Consider the following 16,518-nt stretch of genomic DNA (forward strand, 5'->3'; position numbering starts at 1 on the left):
CTACCTTGCTCTTTTTCGCAGAGAGGCGGGAGGCAGACGTAAAGTTTAGGTTAAGGTGGAGCGTTTAATATTTTATGCTTTAACTAAGCTGAAGTTGATAGGGACGGTGTATTGTTGCCTTACTACCTTGCCATTTTGTTTACCGGGTTTCCATTTGGGACCGGCAGCTAATGCCCTAACGGCTTCCTGGTCGCAGCCCGAGCCTATGCCGCGTACTACTTTTAATTGTCCCAGCGAGCCATCTTTTTCTACAACAAAGCTCACAAATACTTTTCCCTGTACATTGCCATTACGGGCAGCCGCGGGATAATGGATGGTTTTGGCTAAATACGATGCAAACTTGTTTTGCCCGCCCGGAAACTCGGCCGATTGTTCTACCGCGGTGTAAACCTGGTTAGGATCGGTCTTCGCCTTTTTTTGTGCCGACGCATTGAAGGTAAATAAAGCCATGCCTATTAAGGCTAACAGGCTGCTTTTAAAAGAAGGTAGTTTCATTGTCTTTAGTTTTAATAGTTAATTGAAATCAATAACTAATTGATTAGTTAATCAAAACTAATACTTTAGTTATTTAAATGCAAGAGAAAAATAAAATAAATTTTTAGGGAGGTAAAAGCTGAAAGGTTAAAGGCGAAAGGTTTTAAAAACACAAAAGCGCCCCGGTTATCGGGACGCTTTGTGTTAATACAGATAAAGCTTTTCGCTTTAGTCTTTTTAGCTTTCGGCTAAATATTATCTGCCGCCTGCTGCACCTGGTGCCGGTGGAGTTGGCACCGCAGGTAATGCTTTACGCGGGATCATATCCTTACGCTCTGAAGTATGGTATACAAATGATGCTACAATGGTAGCCGCCTGCTTCAAATCGTTTTCAACCAGGCGGTCGTAAGTATCCTGGTTACTGTGGTGGGTGCGGGTGTTGTAGTCCATACCATCCTGTATGTACTGGAAGCCCGGGATACCCAGCGCATCGAACGATTGGTGGTCGGTACCGCCTGTGTTGCCTACGGTAACCGTGCCTGCGCCAAGGTCTTTAAAGGGATCTAACCAGGCCTGGAAAATTGGGCGCGCAGCCGAATCGCCCTGCAGGTAAATACCGCGGATTTTCCCGGTACCGTTATCCAGGTTATAGTAAGCCGAGATTTTAGCGTGCTCAGGAGTTAATTTCATGGTTGTACGATCGCCAAAGTGCTGGCCAACATAATAGCGTGAACCAAATAGGCCTTGCTCCTCGCCGCTCCATAAAGCAATGCGCAGGGTGCGTTTGGGTTTGTAGCCTACAGCTTTTAATATCCGCATGGCTTCCATCATTACAGCGCTACCGGCAGCGTTATCTGTTGCACCGGTACCACCATGCCACGAGTCGAAGTGACCACCAATCATCACCACTTGTTCTTTCAGGGTTTTATCGGTACCCGGTATTTCTGCTACTACGTTATAACCCATCGCATCATCAGTGAAAAACTGGGTTTTAACGTCGGCTTCCATTACCACTTTTTCGCCGGCTTTAACCAGGCGTAAAATGCGTTGGTAATCTTCGGTACTGGTTTCCAGTTCAGCGCCTGCAATTTTAGCTGTATCCAGGTACGATGCACCATTGGTAGTGAAAGTAGTACCATCGCTGCCGCGGCCCTGGCTTAATATTAAACCAACTTTTTCGCCCGCCAGAAATGTATTAAGAGTTCCACGGAACGCACGTGCACGCATGGCAGCGGCAAACGGGTTATTAGCACCCGGAGCGCCCGGCGCCCCACGGCGTGGGCCACCGCCTTGTCCGCGGCCACCACCCTGCAGGGTTGCTTTAGCCATTTCGGCCAGTTGCTCATCAGTATAGCGCGACATGTCTGCACGGATAGCACGCTCAGGTAATCCGGCTGCGTCAAATATTACAATTTTACCGGCCAGCTTACCTTTGTATTTTTCCAGGTCGGTAACGGTATCAGCTTTCATTAATACCACCTCGCCTTTAATAGGGCCGTTGGTACCAGCTGTCCAGGCTTTAGGTATCGCAATAATGGCGTGATAGTAAGGCACGGTAATAGCGGCATAGTTTTTTTGCACTTCCCAGCCCTTACCAAATTTGGTGCCCCATGGTTCGCGTTTGGCATTTACCAGGCCGTAGCTGGTTAATTGTTTAACAGCCCATTCCTGCGCTTTTTTTAAGCCGGGCGAGTTAGTTAAACGCGGACCGGCAACGTCAGTCATGTGGAAGGCAATGTCCATCACCTTCGAGTGGTTCAATCCTTCCTCGCGTAGTTTTGCATTCATGGCGGCATCAACAGGTTCCTGCGCAAAGGCGGTGCCCGTAATACCGGCAGCAAGCAAAAGGGAAGTAAAAAGTAAAGATTTTTTCATTTTGTTTGTCAGTTTTAGTTAGCGATAAACAAACTTAAAAAAACGGGTGCCCACTATTGCTATAATTGGGCTAACAAATTTGTTACAGGGAAGTGGCAATGGTTAATATTTAGGCTTGCGTGCATTTTGAAATTACCGAACAAAATCTCAACTAAAGTGCCGACATTTATTTCTAACAACAATCCATAACCATGTTAAAATTTGCCATACCTATTCTTGCCTCGTTAAATGAAAAAGAAACCGTTAAATTTTATACCGAAAAGCTGGGCTTTACCTTTCATAATAGTTGGGATGGTTACCTCATCTTAAGTCGCGATGGTGTTAATATCCACCTTTGGCCTACCAACGATGTGGAAATCCCCAAAAACACCGGCTGTTATGTGAGAGTGACCGAGGTTGAAAAACTATATGCCGAATATTTGCCACAAGGCGTTGTGCACCCCAACGGACCATTAAAAGAAATGCCCTGGCAGATGAAGCAGTTTAGCATACTTGATAATAACGGCAACATCATCCACTTTGGCGAAAGTACGGCTGATGATGAGGATTAATTGATGCCGGCGCAGGGGGAATAAGACTTATATAAAATCTTGTCATTGCGAGGAGCGAATGAGGGTGTACGTTGGGGCGACGTGGCAATCTCATAGCTATGCATCAGCGAAATACTTACTACGGGATTGCTGCGCTATCGCTATCCATGACGTGTTTGTCTTTTAGTTTTCCCGACAGCAAAAGAGCTTTCGGGTGAAAGCGGGCAGAACAAGCGTGGCCTGTGCGGTTGGAAAGGGCATTAGCTTGATGCTGAAGCGCTGGCTTGTGGGTGCGAAGCGGGGCATCAAGGTGCGGCCCTGTGGTTCTGTCCGGTTTGCAGGGCAAAGGCCACGTGCGGCAAAGGAAGCATTTTTGCTGTCTTGAATTTATTCACTTTCGTTTGTTTTTTTTAAGGCGTTCATGAGGTCGCTATCGCTCAGTTTTGTTACTTTTTTTTCAAGAAAAAAGTAATAGACCTCTTCAGCCTTGAGCAGACTGTCAATCATAATGCAGACCCGAACAGCTACGAGATTGCCACGCTATCGCTCGCAATGACAATCTTTTTAACGTCATTTCACCTTCAAAGTCCCGCCGGGATTCCAAAACTCGCAATTACCTGGATTTAAATTAATTCACCAGCAATTTATACCCCTTACCGTGTACGTTAATGATCTCTACAGTCGGGTCATCCTTCAAGTATTTGCGGATCTTGCTTAAAAACACATCCATGCTGCGGCCGTTAAAGTAATTGTCATCGTGCCAGATGTTCAGCAGGGCTTCCTCGCGGGTAAGCACCTCGTTTTTACGCAGGCATAGCAGGCGCAGTAGTTCCGCCTCTTTGGTAGATAGTTTTTGCAGATTAGCTCCAATGGTGATCATCTGCGATGTAAAATCGAAAACGTACTGGCCGATATTGAAATGGGTTTGTTTATCCTCTTCCTTTTTGTCGCCGCTGCCCATTCTTTTCAGCAGGGCGTTAATACGCAGTAATAGCTCCTCAATACGGAATGGCTTGGTGATATAATCATCGCCGCCCAGGTTAAACGCCATGGTTTTATCTTCGATCATCCCTTTGGCTGTGGCAAAAATAATCGGCACATCGGCATTCATTTTCCTGATCTCCTTCCCCAGGGTAAAGCCATCCTTTTTAGGCATCATCACGTCCAGTATCAGCAGGTCGTAGCTTTGCCTGGTAAATTCGCGCAGGCCTTCGTCGCCGTCTTTACACAAAACAACATCAAACTTACCTTTTAGTTGCAGGTAGTCCTGCAATAACATCCCAAGGTTGGGGTCGTCTTCAACAAGTAATATTTTCTTCATGTTTTGTGTGTTATACAACCGGGAACCTTAATTCAAATTCCGAGCCTTTATCTTTTTCGCTGCGTACGCTAATGGTACCGTCAAGCCGTTTTACTATGGTATTTACATAGCTTAAACCCAGGCCAAAGCCTTTAACATCGTGCAGGTTGCCGGTAGGGATGCGGTAAAACTGTTCAAATATTCGGGCCTGCTCCTCGCGGGTCATGCCTATGCCCTTATCGGCAATGGTGATCACTAAATTATTTTTTAAGGTAACGGTGCTAATGGTTATATCGGGCGTACCGCTACTGTATTTAATAGCATTATCTACCAGGTTATAAAGCACGTTGCTAAAGTGCAGTTCATCCGCACTAATGGTCGAATACCGGGCATCTAAATGCAGTGTGGTTTTAGCCCCATACTTTTGCAGTTTTAGCGACATGCTGTCTACCACGGCAGTAATGGTATCGTTCACCTCTATCGGTTTAATATCCAGCTTAAAGTCGTTCTTTTCAATACGGGCAATATTCAGCACCCGTTCAATATGGCTGCCCAGGCGGGCGTTTTCCTCGTAAATAATATTGGCCAGACGGGTGATGCGCCCCCTGTCTGCGGTAACCTCGTCATCTTTTAAAGCCTCGCTGGCAATCATAATGGTTGATACCGGGGTCTTAAACTCGTGGGTCATGTTGTTGATGAAATCGGTCTTCATTTCCGAGATCTTCTTTTGCCTTAAGATAGAGAAGATGGTATAACCGAAGCAAAATATCAGCACCAGCAGCAAACCGCCTGATGTGCCCATGCTAAAAGCCATATTACTTAATATCAGCGAGCTTTTTTTAGGGAATACCAGACGCAGCATCCCCGGATCGTTGATAACACTTTTAGCAAAAATGGGGGTTTGATAAGGCTTATTGGCAACCGTAAATACCGGCCGCTCGCCACTAACATCATTGGCTTTTGAGTACAGCACCGAATCGTTATTGGCTGTACTTACCTCGTAACTAAAGGGCAGTGAAATGCCTTTGTTTTGCAACTCAAAACGCAGCAGGGAATCTATCAGCAAGGGATCGAGACGATTACTAAGCGGCTCTTTACTTTTTTGGTATTCTTCGGAAATGTCTGCAAAAACGGCTTTGCTGTTAGCAGCCTTCAACATATCTACCGAGTCGAGTTCCAGCAGTTTATTAACCGCGCGCAATTGCCTTGTTTTTTGCTTCCGTTCCTGCTCGGCTTTCCATATTGGGTTTTCCTGTATATGGCTCAGCACCTGCAGGCCAAATTGCGGGTCTAAATAATTATAGTGCAGCGTATCAAACTGATGCAGCTTACCCGGACTTAAAAACGAGGACGGATTTTTAACCACCTCGTTGATCCTGCGCTGATGAACGATGCCGCTTTCATCGGTATAAGCTTCAAAACGGATGCGAAGCGTAACCGAACCCAGTCCCGATTCGGCCAGATCCTCGGCAAGTGCCCGGCGCAGGCGCTTTAAACTATCGCGTATAATTACCTTACGGTTAACAAAATGAAGTTTTTTACCGGGCAAGCCATCTTTATCATAGGTAAAACCGGCCTCTATATTATCCGCCCGGTTTTGCGAATCGATATACCTGGTTTTCTTTTTATAAAACTTATTGGCATCTTCTTTCGCCACCTTATCTACCACAATTTTAAGCGCGTCGGTAACCTGGCCGTCAAATAATTGCGATTGCATATTATAAGTTTGCACCAGGAAATACAATTGCATAGCCATTACGCCCAATAAAGCGCAACCCATCAACCCTATAATTAAACCAATGCTCTTCTTTTTCATTTTTTACCACAACAAAAATAATTTTAATTAAGCCATATAGGCCCGCTTTAACATTTTTTAACAGTTGCCCTTATGGGTTTTAACATATTGACTGTTAAATGTTTATTAGCTTTGCGTTCAGATCTGAATTTATCATCATGAAAAAGCTTTTAAAACAACCCGGTTTCGAAGCCATATTTTACACCGGTATTTTGCTGCTGCTTGTTTTACCTGCCATGGTTTTTGCCCAGCAGGGCAATAAATTATATGCGATGCCCAACGGCAAGCCAATCATATTAACGGATACTGTCCAAACACCAGTATTTAAGTATAAAACCCCCGGCGGCATGATGGATAACCCGGCCTATAAATTGGGAACAGGCAACTTACTTAATAAATATGATAGCTATAAGGACGGGAAAAATGAACTGCGTGTAAATATGGACGACAGGATAACCTATGCAACCGTAGATCACATGCCAATCCTGCACCCCGACATGGGCCAATACCGCGTACAGAAGATAAGCCCGCAGCAAAGCCTGCGTAACGACCTGGATTTTAACTTTTATTTGATAAATAACAATGGGAGTGCTTCCGCCCCAACTGATCTGGCTATTGTTGACCGGACATTTATCCCCGGATTTTCTACCAGCAACACGCTGCTACTTACCCTACCGGTAACCACACCAGCCGGTAAGGATGGCAAAGCCATATTGAGCGGGAAAATCACCGGCAAATAAAAACGCTTAACATCAGCTACCCCCCTTCCGTAAGGGGTATGGGTTATCGTGTTTAAAAAAGTTTCTACGGCATAAGTAGACAATTGCCCGCCCGGTCCGTTAATATTAAAATCGAACCCGTGCGTGGCCCAGGGTAGTTTTAACCAGTAATGCCGGATGTTGTGCTGCTGTAATTTCAGGTTCAGCCTGTGGCTATGCCCGGGCGATACCAGCACATCATTATCACCATGAATAATCAGGGTTGGTATCGTTTTATCATCCACAAATTCAATAGGCGAACAGGCCGCGTATTTTGCAGGCATCTGTTTATAGGGGCCACCAATGTACCGCTCCATCACCCCGCGCGAATCCATAATAAGCGGGTTAGATGGAACAGCATATCCCCAAACCATATCTGCCGGGCCGTAAAAGTCCACCACACCCTTTATGCGTTGATCATGTAAAGTATAAGCCGCCAGTAAGGCTATCTGCGCGCCTGCCGAGCGGCCGAGCAGCACAAATTGATTGGTATCGATATGCAATTCGGCAGCGTGCCGGGTTAAATATGCTAATGCTTTTTTAATGTCTTCTATTGGTGCCGGGGTTTGATATTTTGGCGCCATGCGATAGTTGATGGATGCCACATTATAACCCCGTTCTGCCAGGAAACTATTTAATTCGGGCAACTGCTGGCTATCGCCGCTGCTCCACGAGCCACCGTGTATAATGATGACGCAAGGGCGCAACTCAACCGGCGGAGTATCATGATAGGGGATCAGCTCAACTCTGTGTTGTTGCTGCCCGCCATTGGTTAGATAATAATCTAAGGTTAAACGGGTATCTGCTGTATAAGTAGCGTACGTGATTGTTTTATACGATATTTTGGGTGTCGTTTTAAGCAATCCCCCTAAGCTAAAAGGCGCGCGCGCCGGAAAAACAGGCGGACTGCCGCCACCCGTAAACGAGACCGCCATATCTGCCTGTAAACCGGCACCAACCATATAAGCGCGTACAATAGGCGATAAAAAAAGGAGTATGGTAATTAGGCCGATTACATTTCCGGCTGTTTTATAAGGGATGACCCAAATGCCCCAGGCAGTTAGCGCGGCAGCAATAGCAACAAATATTAGCGGGTATTCTGTTACGGCTACAGCCAGCAACCACAGGTAATAAGCCGGAGCCGGGCATACCGCCAGCAGCGAGATCAGGAAGAACACGATAAGTAATACCAGCCGGGCCATTATTTCATATGATCAGACGGATCACTACTCATAACTATGCCGCTCAAAATCATAATCCGACTGGGCGGTGATGATCTTTTTGCGCCGGGCTATATCGGCATCCAGGTTATGATCGAAGGTGTTGTCGGTTACGGCTATATCACGGTCTTTATCTTTTTCGGCATAATGGATATTGGCTTCGGATATTTTAGCCAGCGCCACATCATACGGGCCTTTGGGCGACATCAGCTTTACAAATACAGGTAAGCACTCAAACAAAATAAACAGGTAGCCTATAAAGGAAATAGCCAGGTAGGTATCCAGATCGCGCGTGCCGTTTTCATTGTAGGATAATTGCCCCAAAGCCCAGTTACGGTCGGCAAAGCCGGCTATGGTAGTCAGGCTGTCCAGTTGTTTGGGGGTAAACAGGCGCAGGTCGTTCAATCCCTCAAACTGTTTGCGGCTGGCCAGGTACTGGTCCATTTGGCCCAGATCGTCGGTTACGGTTTTCAGGCGGTTTTGTTTTTCTATCAGTACGCCTTCCTTTTGTTTGGCGTAGGTGCCGTAGCCGGTAATACCCGATGTTTGGTTGGTTTTATCGCCAAAAACTTCCTGGTTTAGCTGATAGCGCGATCGGTTGATATCCTTCTCCAGCGAGTCCTTTTCCTTTTTCAGGTCGAGGTTTTTGTTCAGCTCCATGGCATATTTTTGCTGATAGGTTTTTTGCAGGGTATCAATCTTACGGTTCTGACCTTTCAGGTACGATGATTTCAGCTTCTGGCGGATCTCCTTATCAAAGATCTTCAATTCCAGCGGGCGCGATATTACGATGCCTATCATTATCGCTAATAAAATACGCGGCGATGCCTGCAGGATCTGCTGGTTGGTAGTGCCTTCCTTATTAATGCTGGAAACGATGTAGCGGTCCATATTAAAGATAGCCGTACCCCATATCAGCCCAAACAAAATAGCGAACCCTACCGCGAAGGCATCGCCGTTAAAAACAAAATACATGGCATAGCCCCCCGATAGCGAGGCAAACAACGCGGTGAAAAATATAGTAGCCCCAATGCCCACATACTTATTGTGTTCGATAGGGTATTTTTTTAACGTCTCTATATGGGCCCCTGAGCAGAACCAGAAAAACCGGGTAATTTTCTTCATGAAGTATTAATTTCTATTATAAAACGCTTTAAGGGCGTTATTGTTACAAAACTGAGTATAAATGTGTGGTTTGATGTCGGTTGCGGGTAAAATTGAGAATATACCCTATCACATTCATCACCTATCTGCAATTTACATTCATATTGTACAAGCAATATAACAAAACTATACCTTTGATTATATTTTACAGATAACCATGAAAGAAATATCAGTACAGGAATTAAAAGAAAAATTAGATAACGGCGACGACTTCCAGCTGGTGGATGTACGCGAAGATTTTGAGTACGAAATGTCGAACCTGGGCGGGTTACATATTCCGCTGGGCGGGATCTTGATAGAAACCGATAAAATTGAAACCGAAAAGCCGGTAGTAATGATGTGCCGCAGCGGCAAACGCAGCGCGGTAGCCATTATGCAGTTAGAGCAGCAGGGCTTCACCAATTTGTATAACCTGCAGGGTGGCATTACCGCCTGGGCGCAGGAGATTGACCCAACCTTACAAGTTTATTAAGCTATGGCCCTTAAACTGTTTTTAAATGTGCTGTATACTATCGGCATATTTGTATGTTTAGCCGTTATTTACTGGGCTTATCCGCTTAAACGGTATGAGTTTATTATGGGTGCTGTGTTTATTGGCGGCTTGTTCATTATCCTGAAAATAAAATTACTGAAGGACCTGAGGACGCCTAAAAAATAACCTTAAAACCATACCATTATGTTTATCGCAATTTTGGGAGTTATTGTGCTTGTTGTAGGCATTGTACTTCGCCGTTCACCCGAACCGGGCAACCGTTTTGGCGGTATTACCACATCAGTTGGTATCGCAATTTTTGTACTGGGTATTTTACTGTCCATCTTTAAAACCATTGAACCAGGCAAGGTTGGCGTACAGGTACTGTTTGGCAAGGTGCAGGACCAGGTGCTGGAGAGCGGCCTGCACGTGATTAACCCCCTGGTTGAGGTAACTACATTTGATGTGCAAACCCAAAACTATACCATGAGCGGCACCCATAACGAGGGCGATGTGCAGGGCGACGACGCCATCCGGGTATTATCATCCGATGGTTTGGAGGTAACTATCGATCTATCGGTATTGTATAACGTAATGCCTTACAAAACGCCCTTTATTATGCAAAACATAGGGGTTGATTTTAAGGATAAAATTGTGCGCCCGGTAACCCGCACCGCCTTGCGCGATAACGCGGTAGCCTACCAGGCGGTAGACCTGTATTCTACCAAACGGCAGGAGTTTCAAAATAAGATCAACAGCACCATCAGCAAAAACTTTGCCCGTAACGGGTTAGAGGTGCAGCAGATCCTGGTGCGTAATATCAGTCTGCCGGCATCAGTAAAGGCCAGTATCGAATCAAAGATCAACGCCGAGCAGGAAGCGCAGAAAATGCAGTTCGTACTGCAAAAGGAACGCCAGGAGGCCGACCGTAAACGCGTGGAAGCACAGGGTATTGCCGATTACCAAAGGATCCTTTCAACCGGCCTTTCGGATAAGCAATTACAATACGAAGCTATTAAAGCGCAAAAGGAAATAGCCCTGTCGCCAAACACAAAAGTGATCATTATGGGCGGCGGTAAGGGTAACCCGATTATGATAAGCGATAAGTAGGCGCATGTTTGTAATGCTGTAAAGTGCTAAGTAGCGGCAAAAGGGCGGATTTAACCTCATATCCGGCCTTCTTCCCCAACACTTAAAGGATACCTATTTTTAACCGACAGCAGCACACTAAACACCAATGCCGGGTACAAATGCTGTATCAGCCGGTTCAACGATGTGCTTAAATGCCAGTTAAGATTATACGGCGTAGTAACATAGATAAACAGATAGCCCGCGAACACGATTAACAAGCAAATAAAGGCCGCCGACTTAAAATACCGGCGATTGATCATTATCGCCAAAACAAGCAGCGCGGTCAGGATGATATACTGATCTGTCAACATACCGGTTAAAAACTTGATAATGGTGAGATACCTGCCGGCATCGGTGATCATCTGGATAGTATGATGATGATTGGCCGCCACCAGATCATTTACCGGTGCAAAAAAGATCTTAAAGGAAAGCGTAAACAGCAAAGGTATCAGTGAGCCGGCGGCATATTTTTTTAAGCTGGTTAGATCCTTATAATTTGAAACTGTAAAAACAGCGGTAAATATCAGGTAAAACAGCCAGCCTTCATTTTTAAGCCAGGTGCATGACGCGCAAATAAAAGCAATCAAATAGATGATATTACTTTTAGTATGATTAACGCGGCTGTTTAAAACAAATACCAGCAAAATCAATAATGACAATAGGGTGTCGGCTGTTTGAAGCGCGCCAATAGCTTTATAATTATTGTCAACCACAAACAGCAATAAACCAAGGCCGGCATATAGGTTATACCCCTTTTTTACAGATAGTGCCGCATAAATTAATGAGGGGATTAAAAGCAGCACCACAAAAGAGAGAACCATGGGGACAAGCGGAGTAATTACACCAGCACTATTCCAAAAAAAGGCGATAATGGCAGGCTGCATTAACGGATAATCGGGATGAGAATAAGCTAAGCCGGGCGAGAACATATTAAGCCAGTAAGCCGGGTTGTACATAAATTTGGCATGCAAATTCCATATAGCCCAGGCATCCCAGCCGCCGTGTTTGCTGGCTTTTAAAAGCAAGTAAATAATAATTAAAGATAAACCACTAAACAGGATCCCCGCGTCAATGCTGTATAATTTTTTCGCGTTAAAGCTTATTCCTCCCTTTAACGATTGCATTAAATAAATATGCGCCATATTAGCCAGCGACAGAATGGCTAAAAGCCATATAAACGCAAAGCCACATACCAACATTAAATAATATAAAAAACTAATTATGGCTAACGCAATAATAAAGGATGTGATTACCCTGATAGGCCGCTCAATTTGGGGCAGTTTGTTTTTTATGGCACAGCTAATACCCCGGCATAATAAAACAATATTTAGTATAGCTATAATCAACTGCATAGCTACTTGTTTTTAACCATTAACGAAGCGATGAGCACCCCTTGTTTGTTAGTACAGATTGCTTTATAACCCCGAAAATCACGTGTTTTAATGGTGGTGTCCTGAATAGTCAGTATGGTATCGCAATCCAGGCGGTTTTGCAGCGCAAGGGGTGCCATAATATACCCGGTTTCAATAAACATAGCCGACGGCCGGTTGGTATAAAAACCAACCGATGCGTTGCAGGGTAAAAGTTTTTTTACAGGGGCAAGCTGGTTGCCAAGTATATCTATATCAAAATTTGTTTTATTAAGCTGGTATAACCGGCCCGTAACAACCAATATAACTATTGCAAATAGCAGGGCGGCGTATATTAATTGTTTACTCATACCGGTTATTTTACCTCAACCCTAACCCTGCATCCCCATTCAACACCCATTTACCATCCTTAAATTCCGGATCGGCATAGGGGTTATTGCGTGTAAGGAAGGGCCCATCTAAATCGGCCCAATCGCATTGCGGGGCAAGGGCGGCTGCTGCTAAGGTTGCGCAACTGGTTTCGCTCATGCAGCCTATCAGTACTTTCAGGTTTAATTGCTTGGCGCGCTGTATCATCAGGCGCGCTTCGTGCATTCCGGCCGATTTCATCAGCTTTACATTAATACCGTGATAAACGCCTTTGGCCTTATCCACATCAGCCAGGCGCTGTACGGCTTCATCACCTACAATAGCTATCGGACTGCGCTCGGTCAGCCAGGCGTTGGCATCTATATTATCTTTGGCAAAGGGCTGTTCTATCAGTTGTACACCTTGTTCTTTAAGCCAGTGGGTCATATCCAGGCTCTGTTCCAGATCTGTCCAGCCCTGGTTGGCATCAACATAAAGCGGCACGTCGGTGGCCGAGCGAATGGTTTCTATCAGCACTTTATCCGTATCGCGGCCAAGCTTTACTTTAATCACTTTACAGTTTGCCGCTTCTTTTACTTTCCTTAATACTACCTCAGGCGTATCAATGCCAATGGTGGCGCTGGTTACGGGCATCAGGCTGGGGTCACTCCCCATTAATTGCCAGCAGGGCTTGTTTTGCAGCTTACCGTCCAAATCGTGCAGGGCAATATCTACGGCCGCTTTTATGGCCGGGTTGCCGGGGGCAATGCTATCCAGGTAAGCAGTGATGCGGGCATAATCAAAGGGATAATGCAGTTCTTTTACCTCAATCTTGTTTAAAAACCAGGCGGCGCTTTGATGGCTTTCGCCCATGTAGGGCACCATAGAGGCTTCGCCATGGCCGGTAAAGCCTTCGTGGGCTATTTCTACCAGCATCAGCGGGGTAGATGTGCGCGAGAAACCCGATATGGTGAACGGGTGCCGCAGCTCTAATTCAAATGGGCGATAAGTCAGTTTCATGTTAAAATTCAAAGCTAAAAATTTTCGGATACTTCAATGCTTATCTTTGCGGCTTATGGCTGTAGAAATTTACAATCCTTTTGAGGCTTTTAACTTTAGTAACCGGATCTGTTTTTTAACAGGGCAACCCGTTAACCCCGACGAAGAACGCATCCAGGTGTTTCCGCAATGGCTGATGACCCGTTACCAGTTAGAGGAAAAACCGTTTAAACTGCTCGATGAAAGCATCACCACCTATAAAGAACTGAAAGTGCCCTGCGCTACAGCCATCAATAACCAGTTTTTTGTACCCCTGGAGGATGAAATGGCTGCCGCTTTTAATAAAGGGTACGATGCCGTAAAACAAGTTGACGAGCTAAAGCTTTTCCAATGGGCGGCCAAATTTGTATACGGCATGGTGTTTAACGAGATGCAGGCCGGCATTAAATTACAGCATACGCAGGGCGAGGATTTTAATATTTCGCAATCCATTATTCATAAATTCAGCCACCTGCACCTGATGCTGCAAAGCATTAATAAACCCATATTTTTTGATGGGTTTAAACCGTTCAGCCTTTTTCTGTTCAGGGTAAATAATGCCGAAGATGATTTTGTTTACCGCGATGAGATCAATACCCTTACCTTCTCTATCCGCGTGCGCGATATGGGCCTGATCATTTGCCTGCAGGATAACGGCGCCAACCAGCGCTATCACCAGGAACTGGTTGATAAAATTGGCGGCCAGCCCCTGCACCCCATCCAGTTTGAGGAATTTTGCGGGCGGGTATTTTACTCGGCCTACCTGTTTAACCGGATGCCCGAATATAACCTGCTGCCTGTTGGCGAAGAATTATATATAGAGGCCATGCCCCTGCGTGGCATGAACAGTAAGCCATTGTTTGATCACTGGCAAAATAAAACCTACGGACAGGTGCTGGAAAACTTTTGGGGGAAATGGGGCTTCCTGCTTTTAGAGATCATTAAAAAACCCGAACAGCCGATGAGTTTTTTAACCACCGCCGACGGGGAATTTATACCGGCAGAAGAAATCAGTCTGCCGGCTTAAGCTACCTAAGTCATGGATGCGCTGCAGTAATAGCCTAAAAAATATTGAACAGGTTATACTCCAGCCTTACCAGGTACATGTTTTTACTATTACGCGTCATCTCATTATAAAGCGGTGTGCGGTACGATAGATCAACCCTGAATACGCTGTTAAATATCAATTGAGCGGCTGGCGCGGCATCCAGATAACTTTGCGCGTAGCCCGGGTTACTTTTGCCCAATAGCTCTACATAGAGATTTAAATTAACCTGCTTATAATCGGTATAAGTTTTAGGAAACACCAGGTACCCGGCAGATAAACTATAGCCAATGGCATCGCGGGCATTGCTGATGGGCAGTTTGTACCCGCCCCGGTTATCAAACGCCCGCAAATAACTTGCCGAGCCCGATAGGGCCAGTTTATGTACTAACTGGGTAAATATCACGCCGCTTTGCCAGCCCGAGTTATCGCCCTCCAAACTAATTTCCTGGTTAATAAAAGGATTGTTAATGGTGGATAGCTTGGCGAAAACCGCCCCGCGGAAATGGCTTTGTACCGAATCTACCGACAGAAAGCGGTATTTGGCATAAGCGCTTGCCCCCTCAAAATGCTTGGCCGACTGATTAAAGTTCGACGCGTAAAAAACCGTGTGCAGCATCAGGTTTTTGCTGGCTCCATACATCAGCTCTAAAGTGCTGCGGTCTTTTAACCCATTGCTGTTAAAGCCCTGGTTTTCCAGCCGAATGCCTAACGACCGGGTAGCCATATTGCTGGCGGGTTCGGTATTTACGTACAGTTCCTGCGCCAGCAAAGTGCCGGCCGGGGCCATCAGCCCCAGCGCGACAATGATATGCCTGATCATCAGCTTAAATAATTACCCGGTAAACCTTGCCTGTTTTTGCTTCGGCTGTGGTTTGGCCCGCGTACTTTTTATACACGGATGCAGGGGCAAAGCCTTTTTCCACAACAGTGAAGGCAGCCGGCCCGCCGGTGATCTTATCGGCGCCGCTTACCACTAAATAGGTATCGCCCGAATAGCTAAACGTATTGCCGGACAGTTTAGTAGCGGCAAAATTAAAGGTAGCCTTCAGGCTGTTAACCGAAAAGCCGGCGTTCTGTACTTTTTTACTGATCTGGTCGAGGTTTACCGGTGCATTGCTTTTAAAGGTAAGCACAAATACATTGCGGTTCAGATCGGGTTTGATATCGCCGATAAAGTCGATAGTGCGCAGGGCTTTTTCGGTAGCTTTTGAGCACATGGAGCAGGTTAGTCCGCTCACTTGTACTTCGGCTTTGGTAAACTGGGCTTGTGCGCCAATGCTGAGCATCAGCAGCACGAAAAATATTTTCAGGAATTTCATTTTATAATCGAATAATTAAACGTTAAAACAGACCGGCCATAGCGAATTATATGCTGGCGATCAAACTATTAAGCGGGAAATTATCGACAGATCAGATTCGGAAATTACAGTTCTGGATGTATTTGGGGGTAACCGAACTTCGGTCGGGCGGGCCACGGTCGGTTGGGGTGGCAACCGCTACTTCTTCTGCCGGGAAAAGATAATCCTCGAACGGAAGTTTAGGCAGATCAACAAAAAACAGCTTGCTTAAAAGCGACGGTGTTTTAGCCTGATGGGCATCCTTAACCTTTACAACTACATGTTTATCCCGGCAGCATTTCATTTTAACCGGGCTGCATTTTTTGGCAGGCGCATCTATTTTTATGGATGCGATAGTGTTGCCGCAATAATGCAAATTAAGCGCAAAGCCCGATGCTGTAACCAGGTACAGCAACATCAAAGTTAATACGCTTACTTTTTTAAACATAATGCAAAGGTATGTGACGGTTTTCGTATTTACAAACGAAAAGGTTAGTTGAATATTGTGTATGGTTAATATTATGATGAAGATATTTTTGGTGGATATTTCCCTGGATAATGCGGTCGGTATTCTGCGGCTTTCGTGGCGTTGCATATATTTGTGAGCACTTAGCCATAATTTTTACAAGCATCTGGTATCAAACTCATCATAATTTGA

General features: G+C 45.4%; 17 protein-coding genes. 5 read left to right on the top strand and 12 right to left on the bottom strand.

The window, feature by feature from the left end; genetic code table 11:
• Window positions 1–72: 72 nt before the first annotated feature.
• Both AC07M6_RS05015 and AC07M6_RS05020 read right to left on the bottom strand, forming a co-directional pair.
• On the bottom strand, window positions 73–495 hold the full coding sequence (locus tag AC07M6_RS05015) for an energy transducer TonB (protein ID WP_494887827.1): 423 nt from the start codon (window positions 493–495) through the stop codon (window positions 73–75).
• A gap of 234 nt (window positions 496–729) precedes the next feature.
• The gene (locus AC07M6_RS05020; RefSeq protein WP_494887828.1) at window positions 730–2,349 is read right to left on the bottom strand and encodes a M28 family metallopeptidase; all 1,620 of its coding nucleotides are present in this window, start codon (window positions 2,347–2,349) and stop codon (window positions 730–732) included.
• A gap of 191 nt (window positions 2,350–2,540) precedes the next feature.
• On the opposite strand from AC07M6_RS05020, the gene AC07M6_RS05025 reads away from it, so the two are divergent.
• On the top strand, window positions 2,541–2,900 hold the full coding sequence (locus tag AC07M6_RS05025) for a bleomycin resistance protein (protein ID WP_494887829.1): 360 nt from the start codon (window positions 2,541–2,543) through the stop codon (window positions 2,898–2,900).
• Window positions 2,901–3,507: 607 nt separating this feature from the next.
• On the opposite strand, the gene AC07M6_RS05030 is transcribed toward AC07M6_RS05025, so the two are convergent.
• The 4 genes from AC07M6_RS05030 to AC07M6_RS05045 form a co-directional block, all read right to left on the bottom strand.
• A complete protein-coding gene (locus tag AC07M6_RS05030; RefSeq protein ID WP_494887830.1) occupies window positions 3,508–4,200 on the bottom strand; it encodes a response regulator transcription factor in 693 nt (230 codons plus the stop codon).
• Between the two features lie 10 nt (window positions 4,201–4,210).
• Window positions 4,211–5,995 carry a sensor histidine kinase gene (locus AC07M6_RS05035; RefSeq protein WP_494887831.1) on the bottom strand — a complete coding sequence of 595 codons (1,785 nt, stop codon included), beginning with the start codon at window positions 5,993–5,995 and terminating at the stop codon, window positions 4,211–4,213.
• 544 nt (window positions 5,996–6,539) lie between these two features.
• Window positions 6,540–7,934 (bottom strand): alpha/beta hydrolase fold domain-containing protein, encoded by a 1,395-nt coding sequence (locus tag AC07M6_RS05040; RefSeq protein WP_494887832.1) that lies wholly within the window; start codon window positions 7,932–7,934, stop codon window positions 6,540–6,542.
• Between the two features lie 24 nt (window positions 7,935–7,958).
• On the bottom strand, window positions 7,959–9,077 hold the full coding sequence (locus AC07M6_RS05045) for a DUF4407 domain-containing protein (protein WP_494887833.1): 1,119 nt from the start codon (window positions 9,075–9,077) through the stop codon (window positions 7,959–7,961).
• A gap of 196 nt (window positions 9,078–9,273) precedes the next feature.
• Here AC07M6_RS05045 and AC07M6_RS05050 point away from each other — a divergent pair, with 196 nt between their 5' ends.
• The 3 genes from AC07M6_RS05050 to AC07M6_RS05060 are packed head-to-tail and all read left to right on the top strand — an operon-like array spanning window position 9,274 to window position 10,698.
• Window positions 9,274–9,588, top strand: coding sequence for a rhodanese-like domain-containing protein (locus AC07M6_RS05050; RefSeq protein ID WP_494887834.1), 315 nt, complete (start codon window positions 9,274–9,276; stop codon window positions 9,586–9,588).
• Between the two features lie 3 nt (window positions 9,589–9,591).
• Entirely contained in the window at window positions 9,592–9,774 is a 183-nt protein-coding gene (locus tag AC07M6_RS05055; RefSeq protein WP_494887835.1) for a DUF6358 family protein, read from the top strand.
• 18 nt (window positions 9,775–9,792) lie between these two features.
• On the top strand, window positions 9,793–10,698 hold the full coding sequence (locus tag AC07M6_RS05060) for a prohibitin family protein (RefSeq protein WP_494887836.1): 906 nt from the start codon (window positions 9,793–9,795) through the stop codon (window positions 10,696–10,698).
• 56 nt (window positions 10,699–10,754) lie between these two features.
• On the opposite strand, the gene AC07M6_RS05065 is transcribed toward AC07M6_RS05060, so the two are convergent.
• From AC07M6_RS05065 to AC07M6_RS05075, 3 genes are all read right to left on the bottom strand, one after another.
• Window positions 10,755–11,918, bottom strand: coding sequence for a hypothetical protein (locus AC07M6_RS05065; protein ID WP_494887837.1), 1,164 nt, complete (start codon window positions 11,916–11,918; stop codon window positions 10,755–10,757).
• Between the two features lie 155 nt (window positions 11,919–12,073).
• Window positions 12,074–12,439 carry a hypothetical protein gene (locus AC07M6_RS05070; RefSeq protein WP_494887838.1) on the bottom strand — a complete coding sequence of 122 codons (366 nt, stop codon included), beginning with the start codon at window positions 12,437–12,439 and terminating at the stop codon, window positions 12,074–12,076.
• Window positions 12,440–12,449: 10 nt separating this feature from the next.
• The gene (locus AC07M6_RS05075) at window positions 12,450–13,457 is read right to left on the bottom strand and encodes a dipeptide epimerase (protein ID WP_494887839.1); all 1,008 of its coding nucleotides are present in this window, start codon (window positions 13,455–13,457) and stop codon (window positions 12,450–12,452) included.
• A 55-nt stretch (window positions 13,458–13,512) separates the two neighbouring features.
• On the opposite strand from AC07M6_RS05075, the gene AC07M6_RS05080 reads away from it, so the two are divergent.
• Entirely contained in the window at window positions 13,513–14,502 is a 990-nt protein-coding gene (locus AC07M6_RS05080) for a hypothetical protein (RefSeq protein ID WP_494887840.1), read from the top strand.
• Between the two features lie 34 nt (window positions 14,503–14,536).
• Here the strand turns inward: AC07M6_RS05080 and AC07M6_RS05085 are convergent, their stop codons facing one another.
• The 3 genes from AC07M6_RS05085 to AC07M6_RS05095 all read right to left on the bottom strand — a co-directional run bounded on the left by AC07M6_RS05085 (window position 14,537) and on the right by AC07M6_RS05095 (window position 16,308).
• Entirely contained in the window at window positions 14,537–15,343 is an 807-nt protein-coding gene (locus AC07M6_RS05085) for a hypothetical protein (protein WP_494887841.1), read from the bottom strand.
• Window positions 15,344–15,347: 4 nt separating this feature from the next.
• Window positions 15,348–15,842, bottom strand: a complete 495-nt coding sequence (locus tag AC07M6_RS05090; RefSeq protein ID WP_494887842.1) for a heavy-metal-associated domain-containing protein — start codon at window positions 15,840–15,842, stop codon at window positions 15,348–15,350.
• Window positions 15,843–15,933: 91 nt separating this feature from the next.
• Complete coding sequence (locus AC07M6_RS05095; protein WP_494887843.1) at window positions 15,934–16,308, bottom strand: HYC_CC_PP family protein; 375 nt, start codon at window positions 16,306–16,308, stop codon at window positions 15,934–15,936.
• Window positions 16,309–16,518: the final 210 nt, after the last annotated feature.

It is taken from the genome of Mucilaginibacter sp. GW821-FHT07H05 (assembly GCF_059418485.1).